Here is a 12116-nt window from a genome sequence, read left to right on the forward strand (position 1 = left end):
ATACAGAAAATAGCCATGAAAAAGCTGATCAATATTACAGACTATAAAGATGATCTGGCCCGCTATACGGATGCTTCTGATCTTCAGAATATGATCACCCGATTTGGACTGGATGGGCTGGAGGTGATGCCCTCTTCTGCTCAGGCGCCGCTCTATCCTTTTCTCCCTGGTCAGGTGATCGGCGTACATATGCGATGCCAGTCAGACTGGCTTGATCTGTGGAACCATGATGTGGACGCCCTGAACCTGGAATACGGATCCCCAGCCATCTGGGAATCCGTATTTTGCGGGTCTACTCGTAACGTACTGTTGCAGCGTGGAAAGGAAGATCTCGAATACGCGCGCCTTCACCGCGCTCAGTACGTTGTCTTTCATATTTCTAATGTGCGTACAACGGATATCCTCACAAACAGCTTTTCTTATTCTGACAAAGAAGTCATCCTCGCAGCTGCTCAGCTGATCAATCAGCTTCTCGCCGACTATACGGACACTCCATTTTATTTTCTTATGGAAAACCTCTGGTGGCCCGGACTTCGCATGACAGAGCCGGCTCTTACAAAAATGCTGCTTGACCATATCTCTTATCCCAAAAAAGGGATCATGCTGGATATCGGACATTTTCTTCACACGAATCCCGGGCTCCGTACCCAGAGGGAGGCTATCGCCTGTCTCAAACAGATGCTCCACGCTCATGCAGAGCTGACTGATTTCATCAAAGGGATCCATCTGCACCAGACGCTCTCCGGCGCCTATATGGAAGCGTACCTAAGCAGTCCGCCCGAAATTCCACTGGATTATTATGAACGCTTTACAAAAGCGATGTATCACGTTCTGGCAATTGACAGACATGAACCCTTTACGGATCCTGCTATTTGTGAAATCATTCATCAGATCTCCCCTGACTATCTGACTCTGGAGCTGATATCCGGCAGCCGCGCGGAGCATGAACACAAGATCCGTACACAGCTGGAAGCGCTGCATTAAAGCCGGGGTTCTTCAATGATCTCTATTGCTTTTTCGATCAGTTCATCCCGCCCGGACCGGATCCCTTCCAGGGTCGGATAGCACGCTACATCCGGCTCAAGTCCGCAGCGCTGTGTCTGACCTCCTTCTGGTGTATATACACCCAGACCGGAAATATACATGATCACGCTTCCCGGCAGTGATACCTTAACGACATTGCCATCCGCTCCAATAGACGGGCTCCCTACCACCACTGCATTTGGCGACTGCCGCAGCGCCATAACCGTGAATTCACTCTGACTCTGACTTTCCTCATTCATCAGAAGAACGATTTTCCCCTGATACGGCGTAAAAGTCCGTACGTCATCCATCAGCTCCTTCAGTGTGCCTTTTCCTGTCACCATTTCCTGCTGCCAGTACGCACCCGGCATTGCCTGATTCGGCAGACCGATCCTGGCAAAATTTTTCTGTTCTGGCACGATATATTCTGCCAGCAGGTAGAGGATCGCAGTTGATGGATAATACCGCAGATCTACGATGATCCCTTCCGTATCCTGAAATTCCTTCATCAGCGCTTCCAGATCTCCTGTTTCCAGTGCAGACGGATCAATATAGCCGATCTGTGTGGATTCCAGTCGTCCATTTTCCACAGGATTTTTATAAGAATACTGGTATTTCATAGTCGAAATATGCAGCGTCATTTCCTGCTCCCCACGCAGCACCACAACTTCCGCTTCTTCCCCCTGCGCTTCAAGCAGTAAATGTTCCATTTGGTTTAATATCTTGTCCCTTTCCGGAAGTGCAAGATATTGTCGCTGTTCTTCGATCCGGTCTTCGGTCCTCATCCCATCGATCGCAAGCAGAATATCTCCTGCCTGCAGCTGCTTTTCACCCGCTTTCACCTGATCGATCACCGCCTGTCCATCGATCATTTTGATGCTGCAGGGCAAAAAATATTTTCCATAATAGTAATACAGCAGCCTCTCTTTATCTGCAAGTGCAATGTGCGCATCCCCTGTCATAGACGCCACCCGTGCGATCGCAAGTACGTAGCTGCGGTAATCGAGAGCCTGTGCAACATCCGGAATCGCTTCCCTCAGGACTTCATCCCAGTCCTCTGCTGTGATCTCTATATTCGGAGAATAGTATTCGTATATATTCCAGAATCGAAACAGCCCTAAAAGCTTCATTCCCATATCGCCATCTGCAACCGGATACATCGTCTCATTTTCAAAAGAAACACATCCGCTCTCTTCAAATGAAGCGTAGGCCGTGTCCCGGTCTGAAATATACAGATCTGACATACTGCAAAGGTAGTCACTCAGCTCTTCTCCCAGAAATGACGGATCCTCGATCCATCCAGTATCCAGAGTCTGTTTACCGGCCTCAGCCTGGATCTGCTCCCAGATATCTTCCTGTTCCGGCTCTTCTTTTTTCACCGGAAACTGTTTTAGCCATTCCATCAGGACTTCATTTGCTTCATCGCTGCTGCCTGCCTCCAGTATACCCGGCATCACACGAAAAAGCTCTGCATCCCAGTTCCACTCTCCAGAGATCACCGAAGGATGGTGGTATTTCGTATAGCCCCATACCTTACATAATTTATACAGAGAGTCGATCTGTATATCCGAAAGATCTCTACTGGAAATATCCGATCCCTTCTGAAACTCCGTATCCTTCTCCCTTGGCAGATGCTCTTTCTTTTCTCCCAGGCCTGCTGCGATAAGCAGAAGCACTACCGCCGCCCCAATCAGCAGGATACCAAAAAACACAAACCGCTTCTCTTTTGTCTTCTCTTTGATCTTCTCCATGGAATTCCCCCTTTTTCCCTCTCTTTTTCTTTCCACGGCTCGCTGTTTGCTTTCTCAGAAACTTCATTAATATTCACGCTGTCTCCTGATATTTCTGTCTTATTTTTTCAAAGTCCTCTTTTGCTTCTGCCATTTTAGAAGGATCCCGCAGTATTGCAGAAGGATGATAAACTGCAGTCATCCACGTTTCCTTTCGGTACAAAAACTTCCCGTGTTCTCTTGTGATCCGGTAATCCGGAGCAAGGATCCTCTGAGCCGCAATCCTCCCAAGACAAACAATTATTTTTGGCTTTATAAGAAAGGTTTCATACTTCAGATAAGCAATGCAGGCTTCCTGTTCCTCCGGCCTGGGATCTCTGTTTCCCTGCGGATGACATTTCACAATATTTGTCAGATAAATATCCCCTCTGGTCAACCCGATCCCTTCTAAAAGCTCATCCAGTACACGGCCGGAAGGGCCTGTAAACGGAACTCCGTCACGGTCCTCATTCGCACCCGGAGCCTCCGCGATAAACAAAATTCCAGAGTCCATATTTCCCTTTCCCATAACTGCTTTCTTTCTCGTCCTGGCCAGCGGACACCGGCTGCAGTTCTCCACAAAAGCCTTTAATTCCTCATAGGTATACATCGCGATCTCTCCTGTCTCCTTCCTGCGCCGAAATCCTTTGCAAGCTCCTCCACCACACAAAACTGATATGGTTCAGCAAAGCACAGACTCCTGAAACCTTAGGATCAGCTCCGACGGAATATCCAGTCCGTCGCACAAAAATGCGTCGATACTTTTATACTGTTCGTCTATCGCTAAAAAAGCTTCATTTAGATACTCCTCTTTCGCCAAAAACATATCCCGCATCCTCGCGGCTTCTGCCTCGGTTTTCCCGGATGCGCGCAGCATCTGAGCGTATCTTTCTGCCTTTGCCTCATTAACATGATTTGTCAGCATATAATCCTCTGTAATTGTGCCGCGGTCTACGCCAAGTGCCAAAAGCAGTACTGCAGACAGCAAACCGCACCGGTCCTTTCCCTCCGTACAATGCCACAAAACACTGCCTTTTGAAAAATCATGCTCCATCACACACCGGGCCGCCCTGCCCAGATTTTTTCTGCATAATTCATCTGTCACTATTTGGCGGTACAGCTGTTCCATCCTGGGTGCTACAGCAAAAAGCTGTTCTACGGTAAGGCTTTTTTCATGTGAAATACCCGCCATGCTTTCTGTAAAAATCGGGATCGTCAGATAGTCTGTATGCGGCAGGGACACATCCGGACGCTCCCTTCGTTCTATTTCAGTGCGCAGATCAATGATCTTTGCAATATGCCAATACTCTCGCAGCTTTCTTTTATCCGACTGCGTTGCATCTGCCAGATTTGCCGAACGAATCAGGCATCCCGGAGAAATCATATGACCGGAAACAGTCTGTAATCCGCCCAGATCCCGGGCATTGGATATTCCCTCAAAAGCAATACTTCTTTTTTTAACAGCGTCAGCCACAACGTCTTTCCGTTCTGCAGGTTCATTTGTCTGAAAAAGCATACTGCCGTCTCCTTGTGCTTTAAATTTATATGTCAATCATACCAAATCAAGTTAATCGCGTCAATCGACCTGTGGCTCGCTTTTGCATGTGCAGAATGTGTATGGATATAAAATTGTTTATCGGGTGTATTGTCTGAAAAATACACTTAACTTTTGCCCGAGCACTGCCGGGTTATCAGTATTTACTTCGTGTCCTGCATTTTCAACAATAACTATTTCTGCATTTTCTATCTGGTGCTGCAATGCGAAAGAAGCTTTTTTATTTATCTTATCCTTATCACCACAGACAACAAGTGCCGAACATGATATTTTTTTCAGTTCATGTTTAAAATTAAGTTCCGTCATAGATTTGCATAGATTGATAAAATCTGTTTTCTGAAAGCCCATTTTTTCAAATGCTGAATAAGGCATAATACGAAATATCATATTTTGCATTTTCAACAGATACTTTGGCATTTCATATTGTGTTCCTATTAACACCAATGAGTTCACTTTTTCTGGGTGTTCTATCGCATACTGCATAGCAAGAATACCGCCTAAAGACAGTCCGCAAATATTTAACGGTTCTTCCAACTGTTCACAGTATGTTTCCAATGCCCGATACAATGTATCATAACATGGTGTTTTCCCGGAAAGCCAGTCTGATAAATTCGGGCATAAAACTTCAAATTCATCATTGAGAACTTTTACGGTATCACTCCAGCTTTCAGAAGATTGTCCCAGCCCATGAAGCATTATACATTTCATTTCATCACTCCTAAATATTGTGTTTCATATCCAAACCTGTCTGCTACAGCCTGGAATTTTATAATTCCTCGACAAAATGATTTTCAGAATCATTCCAATATTTTCGATATACAAAATCTGTATTGCCATCAAAATTGAGTTGATACATTCGGAATATGACAGGAAAATTTTTCGGTTGCCATTGTTCTTCGTAGGAATAGCAGTATTTCATACCCAACTTCTTCATAACATTGCCGCTTCTCGGATTGTTTTTGTCATGTGTTGCTGTAATATAGGGCAATCCGTCTTTTTTCACCTGTTCGATTATAGCTTTTGCTGCTTCGGTAGTAATCCCTCTATGCCAAAACTCTTTACGCAATCCATATCCCAAATCATGGGCTTCTTCCATATCAACATTGATGTAACCAATCGGAAAATCGTCTTCCTTCAGACAGATTGCATATACATACCCTTGTGGCTGTGCATAATTTAAAGCATATCGTTCCTCATAAAATTGCCTTGTTTCTTCTAAATCTTTTAACGGATACCAAGGTAGGAACCTATTCACTTCTTTATCTCTCAAAATAAGAAAAAGAGCTTCCATATCTTGTTCTGTAAACTTCCTTAAAACCAAGCGTTCCGTTTTCAATGTCGGTGTATTCATGCTATCTTACCTCTAAAAATTCCAGATTGTTTATTTCTCATAATATCATACTTTGTAATTATTTGTACCATGATAATTTAGACGATATATATATTGCTATGATGACGCAATATGCCGCCCGAATTCCACACTTTTATGTCCTTGTCAGCTTAGAATATAATTATCATTGGCAAAAAGCAAAAAAATAAAGGAAGAGGTCGAAACCTTTTCCCATTCACGGTGGTCTGGCGCACCCTCTTATGTCTGTATTTGCTCTTATCCCGCTCCTGCATCAGCATCTGGTCATACCATTCCAAAAACTCCCTCGTAAAGTTTCGGCCGATTCCACTGATTCATTTAAAAGTATCCGTTCATTTACCATAAGCAGAAAGAACTGGCTGTTCTAGGAAAGCTCAAAAGGTGCACGGGCCAGTGCTGGTGTGTATACATTGATAGAAACAGCAAAGGCGAATGACCTGAATCCAAGGAAATATATCCAGTATATTTTGAGTGACATCCCTTGATCAGCCCTTCGGCAATATTCTGAATTTCTTGAAAAGTATATCCTATTATTCAGAAGCGAGCTGTGTCGCTAACTGCCAGCAGCTGAGACAATCGGTGGGTTGGCTGCTTTTCTATACACATTTATATTTGACGCTAACCCCTAAAATACATACCAAAAAGAGAAAAATAAAAATCTCCTGTCGAAAATCAGGTATAAAAACACTAAGTTCTACAGGAGATTCATATTTTAAGATTTAGAAGCTAAAAATCGGTATTTACCGACAGCCCCCTATTTTTTTACAATATGTCATAGATTAAATATGTATTTTTTCTTTAACACACGGCAGAACCATCCGTGTTTGTATATGAAGTAGAGTATCCCATCTAAGCTAAAACTTTAACATTTTCTATTTCATATTCTTGAACCAATCTTATAACAATACCGCAATAGCCAGCACATGTTACTATATCAGCTTTCAATAAATACACGTCACTTCTATTCATTAATATCAAATTCCTGCGCATTATGTACGTTCAGAAGCACAGGTTCCAGCGCAAAAATATCTTCCGGTCCACTTCTTGTGTATTCTCCTGCAAAAATCTCTTCCATAAACTGAATACACTGCGTAGCCATCTTAGTCGGCGACATTCCCAGACTTGCATATAGCTGACAATCTTCTCCAACAGACCTCATTACTTCCTGCTGTTCTTCAGTAGCATCATATCCAATAATTTTAACATTTGTATTCCCCGCATCCTGCACTGCATTATAAGTTGCCATTGCGCATTCTGCCCAGTAACAGAAAATCGCATCAATATCAGCATGAGCGGTAATCATATCAGTCGCCCAAATATAGCAGCCATCTGATGTTTTATCCTGTGTTCTGTTTAATACTACTTCGACATTCGGATAATTTTCAGAAAGATAATCTACAAATCCATTTACACGCAATGTACTGGAAGAAATAGAGGGATCATCTTCAAACACAACAATTTTTGCATCTTCTTTACCATTTAATGCTTCCATTGCCTGTTCCGCAGCCATCTGTCCCCCCCTATAATCATCATAACGAATCGCTGCATCTTCGCCACCTTCTGATGCAAGACAATCGTAGCCAATAATAGGAATTCCGGCTTCTTTTACCTTTTCAACAAGATCATTTGCTCCATCAGAATCAATTGCTGTATAAATAATGCCGTCAACCTGCTGTGTAATTAAGTTTTCAATAATGGTATATTCTGAAACCCAGTCTCCTTTTGGATCCATAGTAACAGATTTCCATCCTCTTGCCTCAATTTCTTTTTCTGCTTCATGTGAAAAATCTACTGCAAAAGTTTCTGCCATGCTCCACGGAACGATTGCAATCATCTTTTCTTCTGCAACTACAGTCATAGCCCCTGATACTACCATTGCTCCCACCAGTAGTATTCCTAACATTCTCTTTTTCATAGTCGGTCTCCTTTCTACTACAATATAAATATGGTTAATATCCCTTACAGCCAGTAAGGAATTATCCATCTTGTTGCTTAAGCTGTATAATGATGGAGCAATCGGTATGTCGGCTTCCTTTCTTGGACTTCGCGTCCGTTAAGTAGACTGATAACCAGCTCCTCATTCGCAGCGTTCGTTTTATGCAGGTTGAATCGCCTTAGGCGCATTCGTGTCACACCACAGTAGATTGAATAGGCAATGAGTAAAACTGGTATTTATCCATTGCATGATCAATTTTTAAGGAGTGACAAATTTATGAACGCAGTAGGTATCGATGTTTCTAAAGGTAAAAGCATGGTTGCTATTATGCGCCCTTTTGGCGAAATTGTTGCTACGCCTTTCGAGATCAAACACACAGCCAGTGATATTAATTCACTTATAGAACTCATCAACTCCATTGAAGGTGAATCCCGCATCGTGATGGAGCACACCGGACGTTATTATGAAGTCCTTGCCCATCAGCTTTCCCAGACAAATCTTTTCGTCAGCGCCATTAACCCAAAACTTATCAAGGATTTTGATAATGATTCCCTTCGCAAAGTCAAATCTGACAAAGCTGACGCCGTCAAAATCGCCCGATATGCACTTGACAAGTGGCAAAATCTCAAACAGTATAGTGTTATGGATGAATTACGCAATCAGCTCAAAACCATGAACCGTCAGTTCGGCTTTTATATGAAACACAAGACGGCTATGAAGAATAACCTCATCGGCATCCTTGATCAGACCTATCCTGGCGTCAATACCTACTTTGACAGTCCTGCACGTAGTGACGGCAGCCAGAAATGGGTTGATTTTGCATCTACTTACTGGCATGTGGACTGTGTTCGTAAAATGTCTCTAAAAGCCTTCGTAGACCACTATCAAAAGTGGTGCAAAAGAAAGAAGTACAACTTCAGCCAATCCAAAGCTGAGGAAATCTATGGAAAAGCAAAGGAGCTTGTTCCTGTACTTCCAAAGGATGAAATAACCAAACTTATCATTAAGCAAGCGGTTGACCAACTCAATAATGCCTCGGCAACTGTAGAAGAACTTCGCACTCTTATGAATGAAACAGCCTCTAAGCTGCCCGAATATCCCATCGTCATGCAAATGAAGGGCGTAGGTCCATCACTTGGTCCTCAACTCATGGCTGAGATCGGCGATGTTTCCCGTTTCACTCACAAAGGCGCAATTACAGCTTTCGCCGGTGTAGACCCTGGTGTAAATGAATCCGGCTCTTATGAACAAAAGAGTGTTCCAACCTCCAAACGAGGTTCCGCAGACCTCCGCAAGACACTTTTTCAGGTAATGGATGTTTTAATCAAAACCATGCCTCAGGATGATCCAGTTTATAAGTTCCTTGATAAAAAACGAGCACAAGGTAAACCTTATTACGTCTACATGACCGCCGGAGCTAATAAATTTTTACGGATCTACTATGGTCGGGTGAAAGAATATCTTTCGTCACTTCCAGAGTCCGAATAATCCCACAACGCTTTCTTTCAGACCAGCACTGATGTGGTGGTCTTATTGTGATACCCATTTTTTCAACCTGTATAAAATTATCAATTTTCAGCAATTTAGCCTTGACTTTTTATTTGCAGGCTACTACAAGTTAATCATTTTTATAATAGTTTCTAAATAAAACTTATTTATTTATATGAAACAACAAAGGCTTTTTTCCGGTTTAAAAATAATGGATTATACCATCCCGCCAAATCACTCATCGGGAAAATTTCTGGTTTCAAATGAATTCCAATCACATCTTTCATATAAGTCTTTCTTTCATTCATTCTTCTCCATACATCTGGATAATTTTGTGCTAATTCTTTTTGTAGTTCTTTATCTGCGATACAAATACCATCTTCACAATTAGGGCCTCCATACCCTTCCATGCTAGGACTAATATCCATCTGTACCAACATTCCACTTCTGAACTCTATATCAGATCCCGGATAAATCGGTGAAGAAAGCCATTCTTCCGTAGCAATCAGATGACCCGGATTCAAAACCCATCCATAAGTTTCTTTTGGAATGATATTTTGAACAGCTTCATACATAGCGCCGCCGGTAATTCCTATACCAATCATCTCATACCATGTAACTACTGCCGCAAAATAAGGTTTTGCGAGTTTCTCCATGTAGTCCTGCTCTGTTCCTTTCAAATCTGTAATCTCTTCAGCTACATATCCTGCTCTGTTGGTAAGACCGCCTTCCAATCCCATAGAGGTGCAGAGTGCATCTCCCTTTTTCACTACATAATCAGTAACACTGATCAAGCCTCGAAATCTATTCTTTCCAGCCACTAGATACGGATGACATGACATCACTTTACCTCTTGGGTTCAAATACGCGCCCAATTCTTCTTCTGTTTTTCCGGGTTCTAAAGCCTCCAGCATTTCTGCCACTCTTCTTGATGCCTGTGTCGCACCGTGCTCCATCTGCGCAATCGTGTGAACATCATTTACAACTCGGATACCATCATCAGGTGCAATAAACAAATCTGTGGCATTTTCTATATTATTATTTCCCGCAACATGCTTCAATGCTTCTACAATATAGCTCGGTACATCAAAGATATTTTTTGCGTCTGTCTTTGCTGTAAATAATTTCCAGCCAACAACGCCAACCTTCATACCAACTTTTATTTCTGCTCTTTCAAACAACGCTTCCATTGAAGAAAACTGATTCATCGTCTGGTTGGGCAAAGAAAGAATCTGACACAATACAGGTGTTACCGCAAATTTGCATTCCTGGTACAGGCAAAAACACTCGTTTCCCAATAGCACATAATTCTTTCCATTTCTATGTATGACCAGTATTCCTTCTTCAAATCTTGGTTCAAAAGCTGCTAAATATCTAAAATTTGAATAATGTTCTCGATCTGCGTAGAGTACTACTGTATCAAGCCCTTCTTCATCCATTTTAGAATAAAGCTTTTCCAATCTTTTCTCATATACTGTATCCGGCAATTCTGGGCAAGCACCCAGCGTTCCCCAATGTAACTTTTCCACCGCTTTATAGTGTATCATATCCGGTGATCTATGGTTCATTTTCTCTCCTCCTATTTCATTTTATACTTTTTCCTTTTTTAAAGCATATCCATGATTCAGAATCAGCGGCCGCAAATAACCACAAATATCACTCATCGGCAGAATCTCATCTTTCAAAACAATGCCAAGGTTACTTTTCATATACGCTCTACGCGCCTCTATCCGCTTCCATGTTTCCGGATATTCTTCTCTTATCTGATTTCGAAGCTGCTCATCCGCAATTGCAATTCCATCTTCCGCACTCACTCCACCATACCCAGAAACCGAAGGAATAATATCCATCTGCAACATCATGCCACTTTCTAGCTTCACCTCAGAATCTGTATACATCGGCGATGCCGTCCATTCATCAGCACTTGTATAATGCCCCGGATTCAAGGTCCAATGGTAAATATCTTTCGGCAACACTTCTTCAATGGTCTGATAGATTTCTGCACAAGACTGACCAATCCCAATCATTTCATACCATGTAACAGCAGCTTTATAATACGGCATAGCTACCTTTTCAATATAATCCTGTTCGTTTTTTGGCAAATCTGCCTTTTCATTTGCCACATATGCTGCCCGAGACGTTAAGCCACCTCTCAGTCCAAAAGTAATTGACATTCTATCGCCCTTTTGAATTTGTTTATTTCTCGGAAAAACAACAGCATTTGTAAATCGTTCACCAGCAGCACATATTGTTGTTACTGTGGTCGGCTGTCCAAATGCAGACAACTTTTCTGCAATTTCCATTTCTGTTTTTCCCGGTTCTACTTCATTAAGCGCCTTCAGAACTTTCGACGATGCCAATCCCGCTCCAAATTCATAATGTGCAATCTCATTTGCATTTACCCGGTTTCTCAATCCATTCTCAGCATCGAGAAAGATATTGCTTGCCCTACATACCACGCCAGTCGGATTATTCTGCTTTATAGCCTCTACAATGAATTCCGGAATGTCCAGCAAGTTTTCTTCTTCTTTCAGACTGCTCGTAAAATGCTTCCATCCAACGCATCCAATTTTCATACCATCATGGATTCCTGCTTCGGCTACAAGCTCCTTCATAGACTTTATCGTCTCCATGGGCTGATTGGGAAGTGAGAAATGAGGTACATGAACCACTTTACTCTTTATAAAACTATATTTTCCCATTTTGAGATTTTCATTTCCAAGCATCAGATAACTTGTTCCATCTCTATGTAAAACCAAAGCAGCTTCCTCAAACCGTGGTTCAAATCCGGTCAAATATGCAAAATTTGAACCGTGTTCCCGATCAGCGTAAATAATCACTGCATCCAACCCATATTTTTCAATTTTTGCAAGAACATTTTGTTGATGTTCTTTCATTGTATCTGCAGAAATATCCACTGGGAAATAATTTTCATGAGCTATTGGCATACTCACCTTATCATAAACAATATTCATT

General features: G+C 42.3%; 10 protein-coding genes and 1 pseudogene. 3 read left to right on the plus strand and 8 right to left on the minus strand.

Annotated elements, in window-relative coordinates; genetic code table 11:
• The first annotated feature begins 15 nt into the window (after positions 1-15).
• On the plus strand, positions 16-984 hold the full coding sequence (locus tag QOX44_RS06720; protein ID WP_283682244.1) for an AP endonuclease: 969 nt from the start codon (positions 16-18) through the stop codon (positions 982-984).
• Here QOX44_RS06720 and QOX44_RS06725 read toward each other — a convergent pair.
• From QOX44_RS06725 to QOX44_RS06745, 5 genes are all read right to left on the minus strand, one after another.
• Positions 981-2774, minus strand: a complete 1794-nt coding sequence (locus QOX44_RS06725; RefSeq protein ID WP_283682245.1) for a S41 family peptidase — start codon at positions 2772-2774, stop codon at positions 981-983. The two genes, QOX44_RS06720 and QOX44_RS06725, sit on opposite strands and share 4 nt — an antisense overlap.
• Before the next feature lie 73 nt (positions 2775-2847).
• The gene (locus QOX44_RS06730) at positions 2848-3402 is read right to left on the minus strand and encodes a uracil-DNA glycosylase (RefSeq protein ID WP_283682246.1); all 555 of its coding nucleotides are present in this window, start codon (positions 3400-3402) and stop codon (positions 2848-2850) included.
• A gap of 72 nt (positions 3403-3474) precedes the next feature.
• Positions 3475-4308: a tyrosine-protein phosphatase gene (locus QOX44_RS06735; RefSeq protein ID WP_283682247.1), complete on the minus strand. Its 834-nt coding sequence runs from the start codon at positions 4306-4308 to the stop codon at positions 3475-3477.
• A gap of 117 nt (positions 4309-4425) precedes the next feature.
• Positions 4426-5055 (minus strand): alpha/beta fold hydrolase, encoded by a 630-nt coding sequence (locus QOX44_RS06740; protein ID WP_283682248.1) that lies wholly within the window; start codon positions 5053-5055, stop codon positions 4426-4428.
• A gap of 58 nt (positions 5056-5113) precedes the next feature.
• Positions 5114-5698, minus strand: coding sequence for a GNAT family N-acetyltransferase (locus tag QOX44_RS06745; RefSeq protein ID WP_283682249.1), 585 nt, complete (start codon positions 5696-5698; stop codon positions 5114-5116).
• 332 nt (positions 5699-6030) lie between these two features.
• Here QOX44_RS06745 and QOX44_RS06750 point away from each other — a divergent pair.
• Positions 6031-6198: pseudogene (locus QOX44_RS06750) on the plus strand (transposase domain-containing protein); the annotation flags it as partial.
• A gap of 479 nt (positions 6199-6677) precedes the next feature.
• Here QOX44_RS06750 and QOX44_RS06755 read toward each other — a convergent pair.
• A complete protein-coding gene (locus QOX44_RS06755) occupies positions 6678-7631 on the minus strand; it encodes a sugar ABC transporter substrate-binding protein (RefSeq protein WP_283682250.1) in 954 nt (317 codons plus the stop codon).
• Positions 7632-7928: 297 nt separating this feature from the next.
• Here QOX44_RS06755 and QOX44_RS06760 point away from each other — a divergent pair, with 297 nt between their 5' ends.
• Positions 7929-9140 carry an IS110 family transposase gene (locus tag QOX44_RS06760; protein ID WP_283682197.1) on the plus strand — a complete coding sequence of 404 codons (1212 nt, stop codon included), beginning with the start codon at positions 7929-7931 and terminating at the stop codon, positions 9138-9140.
• A gap of 167 nt (positions 9141-9307) precedes the next feature.
• On the opposite strand, the gene QOX44_RS06765 is transcribed toward QOX44_RS06760, so the two are convergent.
• Positions 9308-10708, minus strand: a complete 1401-nt coding sequence (locus tag QOX44_RS06765) for a M24 family metallopeptidase (RefSeq protein ID WP_283682251.1) — start codon at positions 10706-10708, stop codon at positions 9308-9310.
• A 21-nt stretch (positions 10709-10729) separates the two neighbouring features.
• On the minus strand, positions 10730-12115 hold the full coding sequence (locus QOX44_RS06770) for a M24 family metallopeptidase (RefSeq protein WP_283682252.1): 1386 nt from the start codon (positions 12113-12115) through the stop codon (positions 10730-10732).
• Between the last annotated feature and the right edge of the window lies 1 nt (position 12116).

Origin of the sequence: Parablautia sp. Marseille-Q6255 (assembly GCF_951230155.1) — a bacterium.
In the GTDB taxonomy this organism is placed as follows: Bacteria; Bacillota; Clostridia; order Lachnospirales; family Lachnospiraceae; genus Choladousia.